This window comes from Pseudomonas sp. AOB-7 (assembly GCF_003696305.1).
Lineage (GTDB): Bacteria > Pseudomonadota > Gammaproteobacteria > Pseudomonadales > Pseudomonadaceae > Aquipseudomonas.
The window spans coordinates 489,963-513,721 of record NZ_RFFK01000001.1; the positions used below are offsets into that span (position 1 = coordinate 489,963).

Here is a 23,759-nt window from a genome sequence, read left to right on the forward strand (position 1 = left end):
GGCTCCGCTGGTCAGACCGCAGTGTAGTCGGCGGCGGCGCCCATCAGTGCGCGCCGCCCCTGCAGACCGCCGGTATGGACGAAGATCAGGCGACTGCCGGGGGCAAGGTAACCGCCCTCGACATACTGGCGCAACGCCATTAACGCCTTGCCGGTGTAGACCGGCTCCAGCAGCAGACCGCTGGCCCGCTCGCTGCGCAGGATAAACTCGCGCAACGGGTCGTCGATGCGGGCGAAGCCGCCGCGCGCCGCCTCGATCAGCCGATAGCCCCGATCGGGGCGACCGGCCTGGCGCAACAGCGCGCTCACCTGCGCGGCCACACCATGGCTACCCGGCACTGCTAGGGCGCCGTACACCGGGCAGCGGCCCGCCTCGCCCAGCACCAGGCCGGCCAGGGTGGTGCCGGTGCCGGCGGCCAGCCACCAGCCGTCGCAGTCGTCCCAGTCGAGACCGGCCAGCTGCGCCCGCGCCATCTGCACCAGGCCGCTGCAGCCCTCGGCCGCGAGCAGGCCCAGGCCACCCTCGTCGACCGGATGAAAGCGCGGGTAGCGCTGCAGCCAGGGCTGCCAGAAATCCGCCTGATGCCGCGCCCGGTAGCCGCCGTAGCCCAGCCAGTGCAGTTGCATGCCGCAGGCCTGCAGATCAACGACGGTCGGCGTCTGCTGCGGCTCGCCGCGCAGCAGGCCGACGGTGGCAAAGCCAAAACGCTTGCCGGCCGCAGCCAGCGCATGCAGGTGATTGGAATGGGCGCCGCCCAGGCTGATCACCCCGGCTGCGCCGCCGGCAGCGGCGGCCTGCAGGTGCGGGGCGAGCTTGAACCACTTGTTGCCGGACACCAGCGGGTCGATCAGCTCCAGACGCAGGCAGGCCAGCTCGATGCCGGCCGCGTCCAGCCAGTCCAGATGCACGGGTTGCAGCGCCGCCTGCGGGCGCCAGTCGGGGAATTGCAGGGCCAAGGTCAGCCGACGGTACGCAGGCGACTACCCGCCTTGTGCCGCGCGCAGCAGTTGGAGTCGCCGGCGTTGAAGCGACTGGGCGAGTCGATCCGGTCGATGGGAAGGGCGCAGCGCTCGCCGCTGGGCAGGCTGGCATCGCAGGTCGGTTGCTGATAGTGCGCCAGCCACTGGCGGTACTGCGGCTCGGAGACGAAGCATTTGGCCGCGGCATAGGCCATGGGGTTGTCCTGGTAGCGGGCGACGTCCTGCAGCGGGATGGTCAGGTGACCGGCGCCCGGATGGTAGACCACGAACACCACGCCGAGCTTGGCCAGGCGCTCAAGCACCTGGTCGCCGCCCTGGCTGGCGAACTCGTCGCGCTCGCGCTTGAGTCGCGCATTCTCCTGCTGCAGCTGGGCATCCTGCTCGTTGCGGTAGGCCAGCTCGACGTCGCGGATGGCGATCTGCTCCTTGTACTCCACCACCGCCGCGGCAACCTTGGCCTGCAGCTCGCCGTCGAACTGAGCGCGGAGGATGTCGCCTTCGGTACGGCCGTGGCGCTCGAGGGCACGCAGCTGTTCGGACAGCTCTTCGCGGCTGGCCTGGAAGCTCTCGGCCTGGGCGGCCAGCTGCGCCTTGAGACTGGCGTTGAGTTCCTCCTGCTGGCGCAGCGTCTGCTGCAGGCCCTGGATCTGCGCCTGCAGGTGCCTGCCCTGCTCCTCGCTGGCCAACTTGGCCTTGGCCAGCTCCTCCTCGTGCTGCTGGCTCAGGCTGCTGATGCGCAGGCGCTGCTGCTTGATCAGCTGGGCGGTCTTCAGGCGGTGTTCCTGATCCATCTTCTGCGCCAACTGATCGGCCACTTCCTTGGCCGGATCGGGGGCGTACCACTTGTCCTCGGACGCCATCTGCAGGCGCTCGGCGACCACCGCCTGGGCATTCTCGTCTTCCACCAGCAGCCCGAGCTTATTGCCTTTGACCGCATCGCGCAGCAGCACCAGATCGTTCTGCCCCGGCGCCAGGCTAGGGTCCCACAGGTGCATCTGGTGCCAGGACACCGGGCACTGGCTGCGGCAGGCCAGGCGGATGGGGCCGGCGCCCAGGTCGGGACCACGCCCGGCGCGCTCGGCCAGGTGCTGCAGGGGGATGTTCCAGCCCTTGTCGGGGCTGCCGTCCGCGTTGAAGTCCAGGTAGAAGAACACCGCCGCCTTGACCAGCAGGCGCGGGTTGATGGTGACGAAGGCCACGCGCATCTGCTGGTCGGCGAATTCGGGCATGTTGACCACGCCGTCGAGCAGGGCCTCGAACTCGGGGAACAGCATCTGTTTGCAGATACCGCGTTCACTGAAGAACATCACGGCTTCCACCATCTGCGGCTTGTTCTGCATTCTCATCGGCTTCCCTCTGGACCAACGCGGGTGGCATCTGCGCGCACGGACGACTGCCGACAAGGCCTTGTCAGGCCTGAGCTGCCGGCGCCGTCCATTGTTCAGCCAAGTCTAGGGGAAAAACCCGCCGCAGCAATGTGACGGGCTTGGCACTCGACCAGCCGCCCAGCAGAGTGCGACGAGCCGCAAAACAAAACTGTGATGGATTTCAGTGCTTGGCCGCGGCGAGAAAGGGCGCCAGGCGTTGCGCCATCTCCGCGCCCAGCGCCTGCAGGCCGCTCATCGGGCGGATCATCACCTCGAACTCGACGATCTTGCCGGTCTCGTCGAAACGGATCATGTCGATGCCTTTGAGCTCCCGGCCAGCGACCCTGGCGCTGAACTCCAGCACCACGCTGAGGCCGTCGGCCGTGGCCAGCTCGCGGTGGTAGGCGAAGTCCTCGAACACCTTGAGCACGGTATTGAGGATCAGGTTGACCGCCTGCGCGCCCGGGTAGGGGGTGTGCGCCATGGGCGAGCGAAACACCGCCTGCGGGTGCAGCAACTCCGGCAGCGGCCCCAGGTCCTTGGCGGCGATAAGCTGGTGCCAGCGTTGCAGGCTAGCCGCGGCGGCGGGCTGCAGTTGGGCTTCGAGGGACATCGGGCTTCTCCTTGTTATTGTCGGCCACAAACAAAATGCCCCGCACAAGGCGGGGCGTCTTCTTGCTTAGAGCTCGGCGGCCAGGCGCGAGCCCTGGTTGATCGCGCGCTTGGCGTCCAGTTCGGCCGCCACGTCGGCGCCGCCGATCAGGTGCACGCGCTGGCCGGCGTCCTCCAGGCCCTGCTGCAGCTCACGCAGCGGGTCCTGGCCGGCGCAGACGATCACCGTATCGACCGGCAGCAGCTGCGGCTCGCCGCCGGCGATGCGGATATGCAGGCCGGCGTCGTCGACCTTGAGGTACTCGACCGAGTTGAGCATCTGCACGTTCTTGTTCTTCAGCCCGGTGCGGTGGATCCAGCCGGTGGTCTTGCCCAGGCCGTCGCCGACCTTGGACTTCTTGCGCTGCAGCAGGAACACCTGGCGCGCCGCCGGGTGCGGCTGAGCCGCGATACCGGCGACGCCGCCGCGCGCCTCAAGCGCGCCGTCGATGCCCCACTCCTTCCAGAACGCCTCGCGGTCCAGGCTGGTGGCCTGGCCCTGGTGGGTGATGTACTCGGAAACGTCGAAACCGATGCCGCCGGCGCCGATCACCGCGACCTGCTGGCCGACCGGCTTGCGTTCGAGGATGGCGTCCAGGTAGCTGATCACCTTGGCGTGTTCGATACCGGGAATCTCCGGGGTGCGCGGGGCGATGCCGGTGGCCAGGACGATCTCGTCGAAACCGCCGCTCGCCAGCTCGTCGACGCCGACGCGGGTATTGAGGCGCAGATCGACGCCGCTGGTTTCCAGCTTGCGCTTGAAGTAACGCAGGGTCTCGAAGAACTCCTCCTTGCCCGGCACGCGCTTGGCCACGTTGAACTGGCCGCCGATCTCGCCGGCGGCATCGAACAGGGTCACGCTGTGGCCGCGCTCGGCCGCGACGGTCGCCGCTGCCAGTCCGGCCGGGCCGGCGCCGACCACCGCGATCTTCTTCACCTGCTGAGTGGGGATATAGTTCAGCTCGGTCTCATGACAGGCGCGCGGGTTGACCAGGCAACTGGTCAGCTTGCCGCCGAAGGTGTGGTCCAGGCAGGCCTGGTTGCAGCCGATGCAGGTGTTGATCTCATCGCTGCGGCCTTCGGCGGCCTTGTTGACGAAGTCCGGGTCGGCAAGGAAGGGACGGGCCATCGACACCATGTCGGCATCGCCCTCGGCCAGCACCTGCTCGGCTACTTCCGGGGTGTTGATGCGGTTGGTGGTGATCAGCGGGATCGACACCTCGCCCTTGAGCTTGGCAGTGACCTTGGTAAAGGCCGCGCGCGGCACCTTGGTGGCGATGGTCGGGATGCGCGCCTCGTGCCAGCCGATGCCGGTGTTGATCAGGGTGGCGCCGGCGGCCTCGATGGCCTTGGCCAGCAGCACGATCTCGTCCCAGGTGCTGCCGCCCTCGACCAGGTCGAGCATCGACAGGCGATAGATGATGATGAAGTTCGGCCCGACCGCCTCGCGCACGCGACGGACGATCTCCACCGGCAGGCGCATGCGGTTCTCGTAGCTGCCGCCCCAGCGGTCGGTGCGCTGGTTGGTGTGGGCGACCAGGAACTGGTTGATGAAGTAGCCTTCCGAACCCATGATCTCGACGCCGTCGTAGCCGGCCTGCTGGGCCAGGGCGGCGCAGTTGACGAAGTCCTGGATCTGCTTCTCGATGCCCTCCTCGTCCAGCTCGCGCGGCTTGAACGGGTTGATCGGCGCCTGGATGGCGCTCGGCGCGACGGATTTGGGGCTGTAGGCGTAGCGCCCGGCATGCAGGATCTGCATGCAGATCTTGCCGCCGGCCTCGTGCACCGCCTGGGTGACGACCTTGTGCTTCTCCGCTTCCTCGACCGTGCTCAGCTTGGCCGCGCCGGCGTACACACCGCCCTCCTCGTTCGGGCCGATGCCGCCGGTGACCATCAGGCCGACGCCGCCGCGGGCGCGCTCGGCGAAATAGGCCGCCATGCGCTCGAAGCCGCCCGGCTTCTCTTCCAGGCCGGTGTGCATGGAGCCCATCAGGGTGCGGTTGCTCAGCGTGGTGAAGCCGAGGTCGAGCGGGGCCAGCAGGTGCGGGTAACGAGCAGTCATGGAATTCTCCACATCGCGGTGCAGTTCACGGATTGCCGCGGTCTCATGGTCACGCGGTCGGTTATGGGGCCAGACGATAAAGAGCCCGCCAGCCCGGCTCAATGATCGAAACTGACAAGATAATGATCGAAATGAGCAAGCTGACTTGGCAGGCCCGCCCAATCGACCTAACCTGCAGCGCAACTCCAACGAAAGCCCCGCCATGCGTTTACTGATCCTCAGCGTCCTGTCCCTCGCCCTGCTCGCCGGCCTCGGCAGCTACGCCCACTGGTGCGAGCAGCGCCCCAGCGGCCACTACCTGTCCGACCTGCGCAGCCGACTCGCCCTCGACCGCGGCCAACCCGGCCCGCGCGGCAACCTGCTGGGCATCCAGCCCGAGCTGTTCGCCGCCGACTACCAGAGCCTCGGCCGCCTGCGCCTGAAACTGGCCGCCTACCTCGACCAGGCCCGCGACCTGGGCCTGCTCAGCGAACGCACCGTAGTCGTGCTGCCGGCACATATCGGCACCTGGTTGCTGGCGGTGGGCGAGAAGGACGAGCTGTACCGCGCCGCGGATCGGCGCCAGGCCCTGCGCTGGCTGGCGGCGAGCAACCCGCTGGCCTTCCTGCGCGCCCTGCTGGCCGCCGAGGGCGACGCGCGCCTGGACGACGCCCTGCTGCGCACCAAGGCCAGGGCCATGGCCCAGGACTACCAGCAGCTGTTCGGCGGCCTGGCCCGCGACTACGGCATCACCCTGGTGGCCGGCTCCATCGTCCTGCCCGAGCCGCGCGTCGAGCTGGGCCGCCTCGAGGTGGGCCGCGGGCCGCTGTACAACGTCAGCCTGGTGTTCGACCGCGCCGGCAATCCGCTGGGCCAGCCGCAGCGCCAGGCCGTTGCCGCAGGCGCCGTGAGCGCCGCACCGAGCGCGGCGCTGCAGGTGCTCGACACACCGGCCGGACGCCTCGGCGTGCTGCTCGGCGACGACGCCCGGCAGGCTGCCAGTCGCGCCGCCCTGGTCGGCCAGCAGGTCGAGCTGCTGGCCATGCCCGGCGACCTGGAAGGCGCCGGCCACAGCGCCGAGCTGGCCCGGCACCTGCACGCCGACGGCGTACGCGCCGGCCTCCAGGTGCACCTGCGCGGCCGCCTGTGGGAGCGCAGCGGCCAGGCTGCGGGGCTGGCGTTCGACGCCGGTCAGGTGCAACAGGGCGCCGAGGACCGCGGCGCGCAACTGCTCAACCTGTGGCTATGAAAGCCTCGCGCGTTCGCCTCGGCGACCTCTCGGTCGGCTTCACCCAGGCCCTGGCCGCAGCCCTGCGCGAACGCGGGCACGACCCGCAGCCGCTGCTCGAGCAGTTCGGCCTGGACACCGCGCGCCTGAGCGAGCCGCGCGTACGCCTGTCGATCCCGCGTTTCATGCGCCTGGGCCACAGCGCCATCGCACTGTGCGGCGACCCGGCACTGGGCCTGGACATGGGCCGCCTGAGCCGCCTCGGCCAGGTCGGTCTGGCCGGTATCTGCGCCGCCCAGGCGCCCAACCTGGGCGCGGCGGCGCGCGTGCTGACCGACTTCGAGGCGCTGTACGCGGCCAACTACCGCGGCAGCTCGGGCTTGGTCGAGGACGGCCGCGGCGCCTGGCTGCATTTTTATTCCATCAGCCCGTACAACGCCTACAACCGCTTCGTGGTCGACTCGGTGCTGGCCGGCTGGCAGAGCAACCTGAGCCAGGTGATCGGTCGCCCGGTGGCCCTGGAGAAAGTCGAGATCGAGTTCCCTGCGCCGGTCTATGCCGAGCGCTACGAGGCACTGTTCGGCTGCCCAGTGGAGTTCGCCGCCGGCGCCAACCGCCTGCGCCTGAGCGCCGCCAGCCTGGCCCAGGGCAACCCGGAGCACTGCCCCGGCACCTGGCAGCAGTTGCTGGAACTGTGCGAGCGCGAACGCGAACAACTGACCCGCACCCGCAGCCTGCGCGAACGGGTGATCCAGTTGCTCGGCCCGCTGCTGCACGGCCGCGAGCCGGACCTGGAAGAGCTGGCAAGACGCCTGCAACTGCCGAGCTGGACGCTGCGGCGCAAGCTGGCCGAGGAAGGCACGCAGTTTCGCGCCATTCTCAACGACACCCGCCGCGATCTGGCCATGGCCTATATCCGCGACACCGAGCTGGCCTTCGGCGAGATCGCCTACCTGCTCGGCTTCGCCTCCGCCGAAGCCTTCCAGCGCGCCTTCAAGCGCTGGCTCGGGCAAACGCCCGGCGACTACCGGCGCGCGCAACGCCGAGCGGGCTGATCGCGCACGGCAACCTTGATCGCCAATCGTTTGCAACTTAGAATCCTTTTCATCCGCGTTTGCGGTCGCTTCTTACTCCATTCATTCCGCGCCGGCCCGCCGCGCGCGCCAACGACCCCGCGACCATGTCCAAGAAATCCCGCTCCAGACTCTGGTTTCTCGTCCATAGCTGGCTGGCTCTGCCGGTCTGGTTCTTCCTGCTGATCATCTGCGTCACCGGCACCCTGGCCACGGTCAGCCAGGAGATCGTCTGGCTGGCCAACCCGGACGTGCGCGCCAGCAAGCCGTCGGACGACGCCGAGCGGCTCAGCTACGGCCAGGTGCTGGCGGCGATCCAGCGCGCCGAGCCGGAACTGGTGGTGCAGAGCATCGAGCGCCCGGACGAGGATCACTTCGCCCTAACCGCCCGGGTCAGCTACCCGGACGGCAGCTCGCCGATGATCTACGTCAACCCCTACACCGGGGTGATCCAGGGCATCAGCCCGCAGTTCGACTTCCGCCAGTTCACCCGTGCCCTGCACGGCTGGTGGCTGGTGCCCTTCACCAACGGCTTCAGCTGGGGCTGGTACCTGGTGTCGCTGACCGGCATTCCGATGCTGCTGTCGCTGATCACCGGGCTGGTGGTCTACAAGAAATTCTGGAAAGGCTTCTTCCGTCCACGCCTGCGCGTGGGCCAGGGCGCGCGGATCTTCTGGGGCGATTTCCATCGCCTGTCCGGCATCTGGTCGATCTGGTTCATCGCGGTGATATCCATCACCGGCATCTGGTTCCTGATCCGCGCGCTGCTGTTCGACTTCCACATCTCCATCTCCACCGAGGGCGTGCCGCCGGTGGTGAGCCGCGAGGAGGTGCCGCTGGCGGCCAGCGCCAGGGAGGTGCCGCGCATCGACCTGGACAAGGCGGTGAGCATCGCCCAGGGCGCCGTGCCCAGCCTGGAGGCCAGCTCGATCGACCTGCCCATCTATGCCTATGGCCACATCACCGTCTCGGGTCGCGGCTGGTATCCGCTGATGTTCCAGTCGGTGACGGTCAACCCCTACAACGGCGAGATCGACGCCAAGCGCCTGCTCGACGACCGCTCCGCGCTGGAATTCGTCACCGAGTCCATGCGCCCGCTGCACGTCGGCGACTTCGGTGGCCTGTGGGTCAAGCTGATCTGGTGCTTCTTCGGCCTGCTGCTGAGCATGATGGTGCTCAGCGGTCTGCTGATCTGGAGCAAACGCACCGTGCAGGCCACTGCCGCAGTGGTCAGACGCGCCCCGCGGCCGACCCGGGCGGCGCCCATCGCCATCGCCGAAGTCTCGGAGGGTCGTCCATGAGCAAGGCCACAACCGCCGCCCCGGCGCCTTCTGCCCTGAGCCGCTGGTGGCACAGGTGGCGCTTCCACCTGAATGCGCTGCTGATCCTGATTCCGCTGGGCTTCATGCCCAAGTATTTCCACGACGTGGCGCTGTTTCGCGGCGACAGCGGCCTGGGCGAGCGCGAGATCGGCGAAGTCCAGGTCGGCCCCTGGAGCCTGCGCCTGGCCGAGTTCCGCAATCTGCCGCCGCAGCTGGAAGGCCCGGCCGGCTACATGAAGGCGTTCAACGCCGCGCTGTGCCAGGGCTGCGGCGAGCAGGTCAAGGCCACCTACCTGCGCATCGGCAAGCCGCGCAGCCTGCGCGCCGCCGGCGGGCTGTTCTTCGGCAGCCCCTATCGCATGGGCGCCAGCATTCCCGTACCGCCGCGCACCAAGCCCGACGCCGAGCTGTGGATCACAGCCGAAGGCTGGGACGGCACGGTGCACCAGGCATCCATTCCCCTGGCCGAGGCGTCGCCGACGACCCTCGCCTGGCTCAAGCAACAAGGAGGCAAACCATGACCCCCACCCTGCGTATCGGCCTGTTCGTCCTCGGCGTCGGGCTCGCCCCCCTGGCCCTGGCGCACAACCCGATCTGCCAGTGCGAAGCCGGCGACGGCGAGGAAATCGTCTGCACCGGCGGCTTCTCCGACGGCAGCGGCGCCCCGGGCGTGACCCTCGACGTGATCAGCTACGAGGAAGAGGTGCTGGTGCCCGGCAAGCTCGGCGAGGATTCCCGGCTCAGCTTCAAGCGCCCGGACGGCGAGTTCTACGTGCTGTTCGACGCCGGCCCCGGCCACGTGGTGGAGATCGACCACACGGAAATTGCCGCGCCATGACCACCCAGGTGGTACGCCCGGCCGGCGCCGGCCACGAGAGCCTGCAGGTGCTGCTGCTCAGCCTGGCGATCCTCGCCCTCGCCGCGCTGGTCATCGTCTGGCGCAGCGAGCCGGCGCCGCAGCAGGAGGTCGCCGGGCACCAGCTTGACGCCCGCCGCGACCTCAATGCCGCCGAGCAGGGCATCCACACCGACCTCGGCGTGGCGTACGACGAAATCCTCCTGCTGCAAGGCGAGCTGCAGGCCCTGCCCAGCCCGCAGGCCCTGGCCGACGAGGGCCTGCCGCCCTTCGTCGCCGACGCCAGCGCGAGCAAGCGCGGCGGCCATCGCTGGCAACTGCTGCAGCTCGGCGAGCGCAGCGCCTACCTGGGCCTGAGCGGCGACGCCGCGGTGGCCGGCGCCTTCCTCCTGCTGCCCGGCGGCGACACGCCGACCATCTGGCTCCAGCGCAGCGCCGCCACGCCGCCGACCGCGCTGCACGACGACGCCCTGAGCGCCGCCGGCTGGCAGCAGGTGGTGACCCACTACGACGCCGGCGTCACCCGCCAGCATCGCCACTGACCCTTTGGAAGACCCGCAGATGACCCTCTCCGCCCCCCTGCGCCGCCTGCTCGGCGGCCTGCTGCTCGGCGCCGCGCTGCTGCCGGCCCTGGCCCAGGCCGCCGACGGCCAGCGCCTGCGCATCGGCATCACCCTGCACCCCTACTACAGCTACGTCAGCAACATAGTCGGCGACCGCGCCGAGGTGGTGCCGCTGATCCCGGCCGGCTTCAACCCGCACGCCTACGAGCCGCGCGCCGAGGACATCAAGCGCATCGGCGGTCTCGACGTGGTGGTACTCAACGGCGTCGGCCACGATGACTTCGCCGACCGCATGATCGCCGCCAGCGAGAAGCCGGACGTTCCTGTGATCGAGGCCAACGCCCGCGTGCCGCTGCTGGCCGCCACCGGCCAGGCCGCGCGCGGCGCCGGCAAGGTGGTCAACCCGCACACCTTCCTCTCCATCAGCGCCTCGATCGCGCAGATCAACAACATCGCCCGCGAGCTGGGCAAGCTCGACCCGGACAACGCCAGGTACTACAGCCAGAACGCCCGCGCCTACGGCAAGCGCCTGCGCGGCCTGCGCGCGACGGCACTGAGCCAGCTCAGCGCCGCCTCGGGCAACGAGCTGCGGGTGGCCACCATCCACGGCGCCTACGACTACCTGCTGCGCGAGTTCGGCCTGGAGGTCACCGCGGTGGTCGAACCGGCCCACGGCATCGAACCCAGCCCCAGCCAGCTGAAGAAGACCATCGACCAGCTCAAGGACCTCGACGTGCAGGTGATCTTCTCGGAGATGGACTTCCCCTCCAGCTACGTCGACACCATCCAGCGCGAATCCGGGGTCAAGCTCTACGCCCTGACCCATATCTCCTACGGCGACTACAGCCCGCAGAAATACGAGGAAGAGATGCGCCACAACCTCGACACCGTAGTGCGGGCGATTCGGGACTCCGGCGCATGAGTGCACTGGAGAACGCGTTGCCGCGCCCGAGCGGCCCGGCCATCGAGTTCGACGCGGTGCAGCTGGCGCTCGGCCGCACGCGTATCCTCGACAACGTCAGCTTCCAGGTGCGCGCCGGTAGCGTGCACGCCCTGGTCGGCCCCAACGGCGGCGGCAAGAGTTCGCTGATCAAGACCCTGCTCGGACAGATGCCGCACCAGGGCGAGCTGCGCCTGCACTGGCCGGCCAGCCCCGGCACCATCGGCTACGTGCCGCAGGCGCTGGAGTTCGACCGCGGCCTGCCGATGACGGTGGACGACTTCATGGCCGCCATGTGCCAGCGCCGCCCGGCCTTCCTCGGCCTGTCGCGGCGTCACGCCCCGGCCATCGAACAGGCGCTGGCGCGGGTCGGCATGCTCGACAAGCGCAAGCGGCGCATGGGCGCGCTGTCCGGCGGCGAGCGCCAGCGCGTGCTGCTGGCCCAGGGCCTGGTGCCCGAGGCGCAGCTGCTGGTGCTCGACGAGCCGATGTCGGCGCTGGACGAGCCCGGCGTGCAGGTGTTCGAACAGTTGCTGCGCGACTGGCGCCAGGCCGGCACCACGGTGCTGTGGATCGAGCACGACCTGCAGGCCGTCGGCCGTCTCGCCGACCGCGTCACCGGGCTCAACCGCCGCGTGCTGTTCGACGATGCGCCGCAGCAGGTGCTGACCCCCGAGCGCCTGCTCGAACTGTTCTCCAGCCATCCGCGCCAGCAAGAGGCCTCGTCATGAGTTTCGAAGACATCCGCCTGGCGATCCAGGCCTGGGCCAGCGCCGGCTACCTGCCCGAGGCCCTGGCCTACGGCTTCGTGGTCAACGCCCTGCTCGCCGGCCTGCTGATCGGCCCGGTGCTCGGCGGCCTCGGCACCCTGGTGGTGGTCAAGCGCTTCGCCTTCTTCTCCGAGGCGGTCGGCCACGCCGCGCTGACCGGGGTGGCCATCGGCATACTGCTCGGCGAACCCTACACCGGCCCCTACGGCAGCCTGTTCGGCTACTGTCTGCTGTTCGGCATCCTGCTCAACTACCTGCGCAACCGCACCGGCCTGGCGCCGGACACCCTGATCGGGGTGTTCCTCTCGGTGTCGCTGGCGGTCGGCGCCAGCCTGCTGCTGGTGCTCGCCGGCAAGATCAACATCCATATCCTGGAGAACGTGCTGTTCGGCTCGGTGCTGACGGTCAACGCCCAGGACCTGGCGGTGCTGGCGCTGGTCTCGCTGCTGGTGCTGGGCCTGGCGCTGCCGCTGTACAACCGCATCATGCTGGCCAGCTTCAACCCGCAGCTGGCCAGCGTGCGCGGCGTCGCGGTGAAGCCGCTGGACTACCTGTTCGTGATGCTGGTGTCGCTGGTCACCGTAGCCGCGGTCAAGGTCATCGGCGCCATCCTGGTCGGCGCCCTGCTGGTGATCCCGGCGGCCGCCGCACGCCTGCTCAGCCAGTCGCTGAAGGGCTTCTTCTGGCTGTCGGTGCTGATCGCCACCTGCAGCACCCTGGCCGGCATCTTCCTGCCGATAGCCCTGGAACTACCGATCCCCTCCGGCGCCGCGATCATCATGGTCGCCGGCCTCGCCTTCGCCCTCGCCGCCATCGCCCGCGGCATCCTGCCTAGCCTGAAAGGGAACCTGGGATGACCCTGCAACGCCTGAGCCTCGCCCTCGCCGCCTGCGCCCTGCTCGCCGGCCCGCTGCACGCCGAACAGCAACCCGTGCGCATTCTCGCCAGCCTGCCGATCACCTACGGCCTCGGCGCCAGCCTGCTCGACGGCAGCGCCGTGCAACTGCAACGCGCCGCGCCGGCCAACTTGCCGGCCAGCCGCCAACCCTCGTACTTCGCCGGCCGCGGGGCGGGCGCGCTGGACAAGGCCGCGCGCGACGCCGACGCGGTGATCGCCCTGCGCTCGCTGTGGCCGGACGACCCGCTCTACCCCCTGGCGCGGCGCAGCAATATCCGCATCGTCGAAGTCGACGGCGCGCGCCCGGTGGACGGCGCCCTGCCCGGCGTCGCCCTGCGCAGCGACGGCGGCGACGCCCTGGCCAACCAGCCCTGGCTCAACATCAACAACCTGGGGCGCATGGCCGATGTGATCGCCGCCGACCTGGGCCGCCTGGCGCCGCAGGCCAAGCCGCAGATCGAGGCCAACCTGGCGACGCTCAAGCAGCGCCTGCTCAAGCTCAGCGCCGCCAGCGAAAGCCGCCTGGCCGAACTGGACAACTTCGGCGTGGCCAGCCTGTCGGATCACTTCGATTACCTGATCGGCGGCCTCAACCTCGACCGCATCGAACTGAGCGTGGCGCAAGACGCCGAATGGACGGCCGAGACCCTGGCGCAACTGAGCGCCGAGCTGCGGGACAACGAGGTCGCCGCCGTGCTCGCCCCACGCCAGCCCTCGGCGGAGCTGGCCAAGGCGATCAGCGACGGCGGCAGCCGTCTGGTGGTGATCGAAGACAACCAGGACGCGCCCATCGCCGGACTGGAAACGGCCATCGGCCAGGTGCTGGACGCTCTTTCACGCTGAGCGCGGGTAGCCCGGATGAAAGCCGGGCTACGAGAGCGAGCGGCAGCCGCCTGGCCGGCGCCCCATTGCGGGGCGCCATGGCCCGTTAGAGCTCGGTGGCGTCCTCGACGCCATCCACCGCATCCTGCTCCAGGGCGCTCAGTTCCAGCAGTTCTTCCTGATAATCGTCCATCGCTCGTTCCTCCCGCATGACCCGTTCAACGATAAACAAGAAACATGCCCATCAGGCTAGAACGGCGGGATGAAGACAAGATGACGAAAAGCCGCGGGCAGGAACATTTGCCGCCAGCACATGTTGCCGTCGTGCCAGGGTGGCCGCGATGAACGGCAGGCAACAAAAAACCCGCTGATCTTGCGATCAGCGGGTTTCCGTATATGGCGCAGCGGACGGGACTCGAACCCGCGACCCCCGGCGTGACAGGCCGGTATTCTAACCGACTGAACTACCGCTGCGTGTCGGCTGGACTTGCGTCCAAGGAACTCTGTTTCATAAAGCAGTGTTGCATCTGATGGCACCTCTTAGGGTTTGCCATCTCGGCCCGAGCATGCTCGAACCGGAGAAAAATGGCGCAGCGGACGGGACTCGAACCCGCGACCCCCGGCGTGACAGGCCGGTATTCTAACCGACTGAACTACCGCTGCGCGTCGGCCGGACTTGCGTCCGAATTCGCTATGGTGGGTGGTGACGGGATCGAACCGCCGACCCTCTGCTTGTAAGGCAGATGCTCTCCCGGCTGAGCTAACCACCCATGTGCCTTAGCGAGGCGCGCACTTTATGCAGGCGACGACGCTAAGTCAACACCCTGCTTGAATTTTTTCTGGAAAAAGCGGTTTTCCAGCGCCGCCTCAATCCATTTCCCCGCACAGCTCGGCGGCGCGCAGCAGCGCGGCAGTCAGGCTGTGGCGCTCCCAGTCGGCCAGGGCGGCGAAGCGCCGGTTGAACTCCGGCGGAAGCAGCGACGGCGCCTGCTGGATCAGCTCGCGGCCGGCGTCGCTGATCAGCAGCCACTGGCGGCGGCGATCCTGGTCGTCGCGCTGACGCTGCAGCAGGCCACGTTCCTCCAGGCGGTCGAGCATGCCGGACAGGGTCGCCGCGGTCAGGCTGACCCGCCCGCTGAGGGCGCTGGCGGTCAGTCGCGTCTCGCTCGCCAGCACCTGCAGGATCAGCAGCTGCATGGGCGTCAGCCCGCCGAAACGGGCCAGGCGCTTGGCGTGCACCTCGCCCGCCTGCTGCAGCCGTCGCAAGGCCTGGAACAGGGGCATTTCGAAGGCCAGCACGGATGACAAATCCATTTCAGTAGGAACTTTTTTATCGCTCATACATACCTATATATCGCACCATAAACTTTGACATAAAAGCATTTTTTTGTTTTGGTGTAAAAGGCTCGGCCACCATCGAGCCCCTCCCCAACGGCAATACCGGTAAGGAAAATATGTGCGGAATAGCTGGAGAACTACGTTTTGATCGACGCCCCGCGGACCTCGCGGCCGTCGAGCGCATCACCCATCACCTGGCCCCTCGCGGCCCCGACGCCCACGGTTTCCACAGCCAGGGCCCCGTCGCCCTCGGCCACCGCCGCCTGAAGATCATGGACCTGGCCGAAGCCTCCGGCCAGCCGATGATCGACAGCGACCTGGGCCTGTCCATGGTGTTCAACGGCGCCATCTACAACTACCCCGAGCTGCGCGCCGAACTGCAAGAGCTGGGCTACCGCTTCTTCTCCGGCGGCGACACCGAGGTGCTGCTCAAGGGCTACCACGCCTGGGGCGAAAAACTGCTGCCCAAGCTCAACGGCATGTTCGCCTTCGCCGTGTGGGAGCGCGACAAGCAGAGTCTGTTCATCGCTCGCGACCGCCTCGGCGTCAAGCCGCTGTACCTGTCGCGCACCGGCGAGCGCCTGCGCTTCGCCTCCTCGCTGCCCGCCCTGCTGCAGGGCGGCGATATCGCCAGGACCCTCGATCCCGTGGCGCTCAACCATTACCTGAACTTCCACGCCGTGGTGCCGGCGCCGCGCACCATCCTCGCCGGCGTGGAGAAGCTGCCGCCGGCCACCTGGCTGCGCATCGACGCCGACGGCAACTGCCAGCAGCAGAGCTGGTGGCAGCTGGAGTTCGGCCCGCAGCGCGAGGAAATCCCCTTCACCCTGGAAGACTGGCGCGAGCGCGTGCTCGACGGCATGCGCGAGGCGGTGTCGATCCGCCAGCGCGCCGCGGTGGATGTCGGCGTGCTGCTGTCCGGCGGCGTCGACTCCAGCCTGCTGGTCGGCCTGCTGCGCGAGGCCGGGGTAGAGAATCTGCTGACCTTCTCCATCGGCTTCCAGGATGCCGGCGGCGAGCGTGGCGACGAGTTCCAGTACTCGGACCTGATCGCCGAACGCTTCGCAACCCGCCACCACCAGCTGCGCATCGACGAGCACGAGATCATCGAGCAGTTGCCGGCGGCCTTCCGCGCCATGAGCGAGCCGATGGTCAGCCACGACTGCATCGCCTTCTACCTGCTGTCGCGCGAGGTGGCCAAGCACTGCAAGGTGGTGCAGAGCGGCCAGGGCGCCGACGAGCTGTTCGCCGGCTACCACTGGTACCCGCAGGTGGACGGCGCCGACGACGCCTTCGCCGCCTACCGCGCGGCCTTCTTCGACCGCGACTACGACGAGTACGCCGCCTGCGTGCAGCCGCAGTGGCTGACCGGCGACATGGCCGGCGAATTCGTCCGCCAGCACTTCGCCGCCCCCGGCGCCGTCGCGCCGGTGGACAAGGCGCTGCGCCTGGACAGCACGGTGATGCTGGTCGACGACCCGGTCAAGCGGGTGGACAACATGACCATGGCCTGGGGCCTGGAGGCGCGCACGCCGTTCCTCGACTACCGCCTGGTGGAACTGTCGGCGCGTATTCCGGCGCGCTTCAAGCTACCGGACGGCGGCAAGCACGTGCTCAAGGAAGCGGCACGCCAGGTGATCCCCGGCGAGGTGATCGACCGACCCAAGGGCTACTTCCCGGTGCCCGGACTCAAGCACCTGGAAGGCGCCACCCTGGGCTGGGTGCGCGACCTGCTGCTCGACCCCAGCCAGGATCGCGGCCTGTTCAACCCGGCCATGCTCGACCAGCTGCTGACCGATCCGCAGGGCCAGCTGACGCCGCTGCGCGGCTCCAAGCTGTGGCAGCTGGCGGCGCTCAACCTGTGGTTGAGCGAGCAAGGCCTGTAAACGCCTAGGGTGGATGTGAAAAGCGACATCCACCCTACGCTCCGGCACAGCCGTAGCCCGGATGCAATCCGGGGTTGTCGCGACTCCATTCACGCCCGGATCCGATCCGGGCGTTGCAGACAGCAAAGGACCATTCCAATGCGCACCACTGCCTACAACCAACGCCTGCTGCGCGGTCAGACGCCCTCCTACGAACGCCTGCAGGCGCGTCTGGCCGAGGATCACAACGCCCCGCCCAGCCAGCCGCTGGCCGTGCACTGCGGCTGGGGCCGCCTGCTGATCGGCCACACCTACCCGGATGCCGGCGAACTGGCCGCCGCCCTGCTCGACGAGCAGCCCGGCGAGCGCGATATCGCCCTGTACGTCGCCGCCCCGCACCAGGTGCTGGCGCAGGCGCCGCAGCAGCTGTTCCTCGACCCCTCCGACACCCTGCGCCTGTGGTTCACCGACTACCGGCCGGCGCGCCGCGGCTTTCGCGGTTACCGCATCCGCCGCGCGCAGAACGAGGCGGACTGGCAGGCGATCAACTGCCTGTACCAGATGCGCGGCATGCTGCCGATCGAGCCGGGGAAACTCACCCCCTACAACGAAGGCGGGCCCACCTACTGGCTGGCCGAGGACGAGGACAGCGGCGCGGTGATCGGCAGCGTCATGGGCCTCAACCACCAGCGCGCCTTCCGCGACCCGGAGAACGGCAGCAGCCTCTGGTGCCTGGCGGTCGACCCGCAATGCAGCCGCCCGGGCGTCGGCGAGGTGCTGGTCCGTCATCTGATCGAGCACGGCATGAGCCGTGGCCTGAGCTACCTCGACCTGTCGGTGCTGCACGACAACAAGCAGGCCAAGCAGCTCTACGCCAAGCTCGGCTTCCGCGAGCTGCAGACCTTCAGCCTCAAGCGCAAGAACGGCATCAACCAGCCGCTGTTCCTCGGCCCCGGCCCGCAGGCCGAGCTCAACCCCTATGCGCGCATCATCGTCGACGAGGCGCTGCGCCGCGGCATCGAGGTGCAGGTGGACGACGCCGAGGCCGGGCTGTTCACCTTGAGCCAGGGCGGCCGGCGCATCCGCTGCCGCGAATCGCTGAGCGACCTGACCAGCGCGGTGAGCATGACCCTGTGCCAGGACAAGCGCCTGACCCACCGCGCCCTGTCGCGCGCCGGCCTCGCCGTACCGGCGCAGCGCCTGGCCGGCAGCGCCGAGGACAACGCCGCCTTTCTCGCCGAACACGGCGCCCTGGTGGTCAAGCCGGTGGACGGCGAACAGGGCCAGGGCGTGGCGGTCGACCTGCGCACGCCGGGCGAGGTGCAGGACGCCATCGAGCGCGCCCGCGTGTTCGACCAGCGCGTGCTGCTGGAAAGCTTCCACCAAGGCCACGACCTGCGCGTGCTGGTGATCGGCTACGAGGTGGTCGCCGCGGCCATCCGCCGCCCGGCCGAGATCATCGGCGACGGCCGCCACAGCGTCGGCGCGCTGATCGACGCGCAGAGCCGCCGGCGCCAGGCCGCCACCGGCGGCGAAAGCCGCATTCCCAAGGACGCCGAAACCCTGCGCACCCTGCACGGCGCCGGCCTCGACTACGCCAGCGTGCTGCCGGCCGGCCAGCGCCTGGCCGTGCGCAAGACCGCCAACCTGCACACCGGCGGCACCCTGGAGGACGTCACCGCGATCCTCCACCCGAGCCTACGCGAGGCGGCGATCAAGGCCGCGCGCGCCCTGGAGATCCCGGTGGTCGGCCTCGACCTGCTGGTGCCGGCCGCCGACCAGCCGCAGCATGTGTTCATCGAGGCCAACGAACGCGCCGGCCTGGCCAACCACGAACCGCAGCCGACCGCCGAACGCTTCGTCGACCTGCTGTTCCCGCTGAGCCAGGTGATCAGCTGAGCGCTGATCGGTAGCCCTCTCCCCCGCCCCCCTCTCCCGTAAACGGGCGAGGGGCAATGGCAACGCCGAGGAGTCCATATGCCGCAACTACCCGAACCCGACCTCGACTACCTGCAGAAGGTGCTGCTGGAGATGCTCGCCATCCCCAGCCCCACCGGCTTCACCGACACCATAGTGCGCTACGTCGCCGAGCGCCTGAACGACCTCGACATCCCCTTCGAGCTGACCCGCCGCGGCACCATCCGCGCCACCCTCAAGGGCCGCCAGAGCGATTGCGAGCGCTGCGACCGCGCGGTGTCGGCACACCTCGACACCATCGGCGCCATCGTCCGCGAGGTGCAGGACAACGGTCGCCTCGGCCTGGCCCCGGTGGGCTGCTGGTCGAGCCGCTTCGCCGAGGGCAGCCGGGTCAGCGTGTTCACCGACCAGGGCGTGCTGCGCGGCAGCGTGCTGCCGCTGATGGCCTCCGGGCACGCCTTCAACACCGCGGTGGACAACCTGCCGATCAGCTGGGACCACATCGAGCTGCGCCTCGACGCCTACACCACCACCCGCGCCGACTGCGAGTCGCTGGGCATCTCGGTGGGCGATTTCGTCGCCTTCGACCCGCTGCCGGAATTCACCGAGAGCGGCCATATCAGCGCCCGCCACCTCGACGACAAGGCCGGCGTCGCCGCCCTGCTGGCCTCGCTGAAGACCATCAAGGAGCACGGCCTGCAACCGGAGATCGACTGCCACCCGCTGTTCACCATCACCGAGGAGGTCGGCTCCGGCGCCGCCGCCGCGCTGCCCTGGGACGTCAGCGAGTTCGTCGGCATCGACATCGCCCCGGTGGCACCCGGCCAGCAGTCCAGCGAACACGCGGTCAGCGTGGCCATGCAGGACTCCGGCGGCCCCTACGACTATCACCTGTCGCGCCAGCTGCTGCGCCTGGGCGCCGAGCAGGAAATCCCGGTGCGCCGCGACCTGTTCCGCTACTACCACAGCGACGCGCAGTCGGCGGTCACCGCCGGCCACGACATCCGCACCGCGCTGCTGGCCTTCGGCTGCGACGCCACCCACGGCTACGAGCGCACCCATATCGACAGCCTCAAGGCGCTCAGCCGCCTGCTCACTGCCTACCTGCTCAGCCCGCCGGTGTTCGCCAGCGACGCGCAGCCGGCGCAGGGCTCGCTGGAGCGTTTCAGCCACCAGCTCGAACACGACGCGCAGATGGAAAGCGAGACGCGCGTCCCGCCGGTGGACAGCCTGCTCGGCCAGCACGACAAGGACGCTTGAAGGGGCCCGCGCATCCGGGCAAAGTGGCGCGAAAGAACCCCGGGGGCCGCGAGCGCCCCCGCTGCAACCGCCAGCCATCCCTGGCGGTCACCCTTCGGGCCGTCGCGACGCGACGTTGGACATGATTCCCGGCCATTGTTGGTGGCCTACTGAGGTTTCCGGATGCCTCGTCTGTGCCTGGCTTTGCTGCTGTTCTGGCTGACGTCCCCGAGCTGGGCCCTGCCACCCGCGCCGCTGGATAGCGACGACCTGCGCCTTTCCCTCGGCCCCTACACCGGCTACTACGAGGACGTCGGCGGCCAGCTGAGCGTCGACCAGGTACTGGCGCTGGACGACGACGCCTTCCGCCGCATCACGGGCGAGCATGCCAACCAAGGCAAGAACGCCTCGGTGTGGTGGTTCAAGGTGCGCCTGGTCAACGGCCTGACGCGGGAGCTGGGCGGCTACCTGGAGGTCAACTACCCGCTGCTCGACCACCTACAGGTGTTCCTCGTCGGCCCCGACGGCCGCCGCCTGGAACAGGAAAGTGGCGACCGCTACGCCTTCTCCCAGCGCCCGGTGCAGGTGCGCAACTTCTGGTTCCCGCTGCAGCTGGAGCCCGGCGTCAGCACCCTGCTGGTGCGCGTCGACACCACCAGCACGGTGTTCGTGCCGCTGTTCTTCAGCACCTACGGCGCCAGCGCGGTGGCCCAGGAAAACCTCATGGGCTTCAACGGCGCGTTCTACGGCGTGCTGTTCGCCATGTTCTGCTACAACCTGTTCCTCTACCTGTCGCTGCGCGAAGCCGCCTACCTCTGGTACCTGGCCTACAACCTCAACGTCGGCCTGCTCGCCGCCTGCTTCGACGGCATGCTGTTCAAGCTGCTGCCCGAGCACGTGGCCTTCCAGTCGGTGAGCATCTACATCCTGATGTACCTGCACTGCCTGACCGCCATCCAGTTCAGCCGCCACTTCCTCCACGCGCGCCAGTACTTCCCGCGCCTGGACACCGGCCTGCGCCTGCTGATGCTGGCCTGCGCCGGCATCCTGCTATCGGCACCGCTGATCGGCCTTTCCGCCTGGAACATCCTGGCCAGCGTCACCGTCTCGCTGGTGTCGCTGATCCTGTTGCTCACCGGCGTCTACGTCTGGCGCCGCGGCGTGCGCTACGGTTCCTACTACACCCTGGCCTGGGCCATCCTGCTGTTCGCCTTCATCCAGGCCACCACCGGCTCGCTGGGCCTGGAAGTGTTCGGCGTGTTCGGCGCCACGGTGGTGAAGATCGGCGTGACCATCGAGCTGATCACCCTGTCCATCGGCCTGGCCGACCGCATCAACCTGCTCAAGGAGGAAGGCTTCCGCTCGCGCCGCGCCGCCGAGCAGGCCGAGTTCGAGAGCCAGGCCAAGAGCCGCTTCCTGGCCAAGATGAGCCACGAGATCCGCACCCCGCTCAACGGCGTGCTGGGCATGCTGCAGCTGCTGCGCGAGACGCCGCTGGATCGCAGCCAGCGCTTCTACGTCGACACCATCTCCAGCTCCGGCAGCTCGCTGATGGCGGTGATCAACGACATCCTCGACTACGCCCGCATCGAGTCCGGCAAGCTCAGCCTGGAGCAGATCGAATTCGACCTGGAAGACCTGATCTCCGAGACCCTCAGCCTGTTCACCGGCCAGGCTCTGGACAAGCGCCTGCGCCTCTACGTCAGCCTCGAAGGCGGCGTGCCGCGGCGCATCCAGGGCGACCCGACGCGGCTCAAGCAGGTGCTGATGAACCTGCTCAGCAACGCCCTGAAATTCACCCCCGAGGGCCACGTGGCGATCAGCGTCAGCCGCCGCAGCGACAGCCACGGCCAGCCACACCTGGTGTTCGCCGTCAGCGACAGCGGCATCGGCATCAGCGAGCAGGCCCTGGCCCAGCTGTTCGAATCCTTCGCCCAGGGCGACTCCAGCACCACCCGCCGCTACGGCGGCAGCGGCCTGGGTCTGGCCATCAGCAAGGAGCTGGTGGAGATGATGGACGGCCGCATCGAGGTGCAGAGCACCCCCGGCCAGGGCACCCGTTTCGCCTTCGACATTCCGCTGCTGAGCGCGGCCGAGGCGCCCGACGAACTCGGCCGCCTGCTGGCCGGGCGCACCGCCCTGCTCGCCTCGCTCGACGGCCTCGGCCTGGACGCCGCCAGCCGCCTGCTCGGGCGCTGGGGCATGCGCACCGAACGCTGCCAGACCCCGGAACGCCTGCTGGATTACCTGGAGGATTTCGCCGCGCCGCCGCTGCTGGTGCTGATGGCGCCCTGGCCGGGCAGCGTCAACCACTGGCTCGACTCGCTGCGGCCCAAGCTGCAGCCACAGCAGCGCGTGCTGCTGGTCTGCCCGCCCGAAGCCTGCCAGGTGCTGCCGGCCAGCCAGGGCCTGCGCCTGCAGCACCTGGCCCAGCCGATGGCGGTCAACGCCCTGCGCCAGGCGCTGGGCGAACTCTACGAAGAACCCCGCGCACAGGTACATCAGTTGCTCAGAGAGATACGCAGCGACAACCACGACGCCCCCTGCATCCTGGTGGCCGAGGACAACCCGGTGAACCAGCTGGTGGTCCAGGGTTTCCTGAAGAAACGCGGCTACAGCGTGCGCCTGGTCACCGATGGCCAGGCCGCGGTCGCCGAGTACGGCCGCGACCCCGGTGCCATCCAGCTGATCCTTATGGACTGCGAGATGCCGCTGATGGACGGCTTCGAGGCCACCCGGCAGATCCGCCGCCTGGAGCGCAGCCAGCAGCTGGCGGCGGTGCCGATCGTCGCGCTGACCGCGCATATCCTCGACGAACACCGCCAGCACGGCCTGGACGCCGGGATGGACGACTTTCTCGGCAAACCGCTGGACAGCGGCCTGCTCTACAGCACCCTGGAGCGCTTTCTCCGGGTGCACAGTGCCTGACGCGCGCGCTAGCATGGGCGCCGTTTGACTGGAGCCTTCCTGCCGTGCTGATCCCCGCTCACCTGCTGCAAGCCGATACCCTCACCGCGCTGATCGAGGACTTCGTCACCCGCGAGGGCACCGACAACGGCGACGAAACCCCGTTGGAAACCCGCGTGCAACGGGTGCGCCGCGCCCTCGACAAGGGCGAGGCGGTGATCGTCTTCGACCCCGACAGCCAGCAGTGCCAGCTGGCGCTCAAGCGCGACGTGCCCAAGGAATGGCTGGTCGAACTACGCCAGGAGTAGGTTGGCGCCGAGCGCAGCGAAGCCCGACCATCGCCGCCCCGGATTGCACCCGGGCTAGGCCCCGCCGTCGATCCGCGCCCGCCGCCGCCAGCGCCGCGCCAGCCAGTAATCCAGGCTCAGCCAGCGCCCCGCCCCGCCGAAGAACAGCGCCAGCAGCATCGCCAGGTAGGTGGCGGCGAACTCGATGCCGTTGTTCAGCACCACGAACTGGCCGCTGCCGGTCAGCCACTGGTAGTTGCCGTGCTCGCGCAGCAGCGCCCGTGCCCGCTGCAGTTTCTCCGCCGCCGCCAGCACCCGCTCGTTGGCGAAGGGCGCCGTGGGGTCGGCGATGGCCTGCCAGCCATAGGGCCAGTGCACGGCGAAGATCGCCACCAGCATGGTCACCATCAGCGGAATGCTCACCCAGCGCACCGCCAGGCCGAACAGCAGCAGAATCGCCCCGCCCGCCTCGCTCAGCGCCGCGGCCCAGGCCAGCAGCTCGGGAAACGGCAGGCCCAGGCCCCAGTCCGGGTTGCCGAACCAGGCGGCGGTGGCGTCGATATCCTGGAGTTTCCGCGTACCGGCCATCCAGAACACCGGCACCAGGTACAGGCGCAGCAGCAGCGGGCCGAGAAAATCCAGGCGGCGGGTGGCATCCAGGGCATCCTGGCATCGATTGAGCACGGCGAGCATGA

At 68.8% G+C, this 23,759-nt stretch carries 21 protein-coding genes and 3 tRNA genes; 15 read left to right on the top strand and 9 right to left on the bottom strand.

The genetic code is table 11. The features are described from left to right. Nucleotides 1–11: 11 nt before the first annotated feature. The 4 genes from EA796_RS02345 to EA796_RS02360 form a co-directional block, all read right to left on the bottom strand. Complete coding sequence (locus EA796_RS02345) at nt 12–950, bottom strand: 1-aminocyclopropane-1-carboxylate deaminase/D-cysteine desulfhydrase (protein ID WP_371921450.1); 939 nt, start codon at nt 948–950, stop codon at nt 12–14. A gap of 8 nt (nt 951–958) precedes the next feature. After that, nucleotides 959–2,326 carry a chromosome partitioning protein ParA gene (locus tag EA796_RS02350; RefSeq protein WP_122107384.1) on the bottom strand — a complete coding sequence of 456 codons (1,368 nt, stop codon included), beginning with the start codon at nt 2,324–2,326 and terminating at the stop codon, nt 959–961. A gap of 202 nt (nt 2,327–2,528) precedes the next feature. Next, entirely contained in the window at nt 2,529–2,960 is a 432-nt protein-coding gene (locus EA796_RS02355; RefSeq protein ID WP_021444514.1) for a nuclear transport factor 2 family protein, read from the bottom strand. A gap of 66 nt (nt 2,961–3,026) precedes the next feature. Further along, a complete protein-coding gene (locus EA796_RS02360; RefSeq protein ID WP_122107385.1) occupies nt 3,027–5,060 on the bottom strand; it encodes an NADPH-dependent 2,4-dienoyl-CoA reductase in 2,034 nt (677 codons plus the stop codon). Between the two features lie 202 nt (nt 5,061–5,262). Here EA796_RS02360 and EA796_RS02365 point away from each other — a divergent pair, with 202 nt between their 5' ends. From EA796_RS02365 to EA796_RS02410, 10 genes are all read left to right on the top strand, one after another. Next, nucleotides 5,263–6,288: a carbon-nitrogen hydrolase family protein gene (locus EA796_RS02365; protein ID WP_122107386.1), complete on the top strand. Its 1,026-nt coding sequence runs from the start codon at nt 5,263–5,265 to the stop codon at nt 6,286–6,288. Next, nucleotides 6,285–7,322 carry an AraC family transcriptional regulator gene (locus tag EA796_RS02370; protein ID WP_122107387.1) on the top strand — a complete coding sequence of 346 codons (1,038 nt, stop codon included), beginning with the start codon at nt 6,285–6,287 and terminating at the stop codon, nt 7,320–7,322. The genes EA796_RS02365 and EA796_RS02370 overlap by 4 nt, the downstream gene beginning before the upstream one ends. Before the next feature lie 125 nt (nt 7,323–7,447). Continuing rightward, nucleotides 7,448–8,641, top strand: a complete 1,194-nt coding sequence (locus EA796_RS02375; protein WP_122107388.1) for a PepSY domain-containing protein — start codon at nt 7,448–7,450, stop codon at nt 8,639–8,641. Beyond that, entirely contained in the window at nt 8,638–9,183 is a 546-nt protein-coding gene (locus EA796_RS02380; RefSeq protein ID WP_122107389.1) for a thiamine pyrophosphate-binding protein, read from the top strand. The genes EA796_RS02375 and EA796_RS02380 overlap by 4 nt, the downstream gene beginning before the upstream one ends. Further along, nucleotides 9,180–9,500: a hypothetical protein gene (locus tag EA796_RS02385; RefSeq protein ID WP_021444579.1), complete on the top strand. Its 321-nt coding sequence runs from the start codon at nt 9,180–9,182 to the stop codon at nt 9,498–9,500. The genes EA796_RS02380 and EA796_RS02385 overlap by 4 nt, the downstream gene beginning before the upstream one ends. Then, nucleotides 9,497–10,060 carry a DUF6162 family protein gene (locus EA796_RS02390; RefSeq protein WP_122107390.1) on the top strand — a complete coding sequence of 188 codons (564 nt, stop codon included), beginning with the start codon at nt 9,497–9,499 and terminating at the stop codon, nt 10,058–10,060. Before EA796_RS02385 ends, EA796_RS02390 begins: the two co-directional genes overlap by 4 nt. A gap of 19 nt (nt 10,061–10,079) precedes the next feature. Then, entirely contained in the window at nt 10,080–11,003 is a 924-nt protein-coding gene (locus tag EA796_RS02395; RefSeq protein WP_122107391.1) for a metal ABC transporter substrate-binding protein, read from the top strand. Next, nucleotides 11,000–11,752 carry a metal ABC transporter ATP-binding protein gene (locus tag EA796_RS02400; protein ID WP_122107392.1) on the top strand — a complete coding sequence of 251 codons (753 nt, stop codon included), beginning with the start codon at nt 11,000–11,002 and terminating at the stop codon, nt 11,750–11,752. Before EA796_RS02395 ends, EA796_RS02400 begins: the two co-directional genes overlap by 4 nt. Beyond that, entirely contained in the window at nt 11,749–12,648 is a 900-nt protein-coding gene (locus tag EA796_RS02405; protein ID WP_122107393.1) for a metal ABC transporter permease, read from the top strand. Before EA796_RS02400 ends, EA796_RS02405 begins: the two co-directional genes overlap by 4 nt. After that, complete coding sequence (locus EA796_RS02410) at nt 12,645–13,532, top strand: metal ABC transporter solute-binding protein, Zn/Mn family (protein ID WP_122107394.1); 888 nt, start codon at nt 12,645–12,647, stop codon at nt 13,530–13,532. Before EA796_RS02405 ends, EA796_RS02410 begins: the two co-directional genes overlap by 4 nt. Before the next feature lie 376 nt (nt 13,533–13,908). On the opposite strand, the gene EA796_RS02415 is transcribed toward EA796_RS02410, so the two are convergent. The 4 genes from EA796_RS02415 to EA796_RS02430 form a co-directional block, all read right to left on the bottom strand. Continuing rightward, nucleotides 13,909–13,985 (bottom strand) — tRNA-Asp (locus EA796_RS02415). Between the two features lie 112 nt (nt 13,986–14,097). Then, nucleotides 14,098–14,174, bottom strand: a tRNA-Asp gene (locus tag EA796_RS02420). A 31-nt stretch (nt 14,175–14,205) separates the two neighbouring features. Next, a tRNA-Val gene (locus EA796_RS02425) sits at nt 14,206–14,281 on the bottom strand. A 97-nt stretch (nt 14,282–14,378) separates the two neighbouring features. Beyond that, nucleotides 14,379–14,852 carry a MarR family winged helix-turn-helix transcriptional regulator gene (locus tag EA796_RS02430; RefSeq protein WP_122107395.1) on the bottom strand — a complete coding sequence of 158 codons (474 nt, stop codon included), beginning with the start codon at nt 14,850–14,852 and terminating at the stop codon, nt 14,379–14,381. Between the two features lie 113 nt (nt 14,853–14,965). Here EA796_RS02430 and EA796_RS02435 point away from each other — a divergent pair, with 113 nt between their 5' ends. The 5 genes from EA796_RS02435 (at nt 14,966) to EA796_RS02455 (ending at nt 23,085) form a co-directional block, all read left to right on the top strand. Then, nucleotides 14,966–16,735: an N-acetylglutaminylglutamine amidotransferase gene (locus EA796_RS02435; protein ID WP_031303123.1), complete on the top strand. Its 1,770-nt coding sequence runs from the start codon at nt 14,966–14,968 to the stop codon at nt 16,733–16,735. A gap of 138 nt (nt 16,736–16,873) precedes the next feature. After that, a complete protein-coding gene (gene ngg, locus EA796_RS02440) occupies nt 16,874–18,613 on the top strand; it encodes an N-acetylglutaminylglutamine synthetase (RefSeq protein WP_122107396.1) in 1,740 nt (579 codons plus the stop codon). A 78-nt stretch (nt 18,614–18,691) separates the two neighbouring features. After that, nucleotides 18,692–19,891 carry an osmoprotectant NAGGN system M42 family peptidase gene (locus EA796_RS02445; RefSeq protein ID WP_021444346.1) on the top strand — a complete coding sequence of 400 codons (1,200 nt, stop codon included), beginning with the start codon at nt 18,692–18,694 and terminating at the stop codon, nt 19,889–19,891. Between the two features lie 162 nt (nt 19,892–20,053). Then, nucleotides 20,054–22,798 (top strand): hybrid sensor histidine kinase/response regulator, encoded by a 2,745-nt coding sequence (locus EA796_RS02450; RefSeq protein ID WP_122107397.1) that lies wholly within the window; start codon nt 20,054–20,056, stop codon nt 22,796–22,798. A gap of 44 nt (nt 22,799–22,842) precedes the next feature. After that, nucleotides 22,843–23,085 (top strand): YheU family protein, encoded by a 243-nt coding sequence (locus tag EA796_RS02455; protein ID WP_021445222.1) that lies wholly within the window; start codon nt 22,843–22,845, stop codon nt 23,083–23,085. Between the two features lie 54 nt (nt 23,086–23,139). Here EA796_RS02455 and EA796_RS02460 read toward each other — a convergent pair whose 3' ends face one another. Further along, a complete protein-coding gene (locus EA796_RS02460) occupies nt 23,140–23,757 on the bottom strand; it encodes a DoxX family protein (RefSeq protein ID WP_122107398.1) in 618 nt (205 codons plus the stop codon). Nucleotides 23,758–23,759 lie beyond the last annotated feature (2 nt).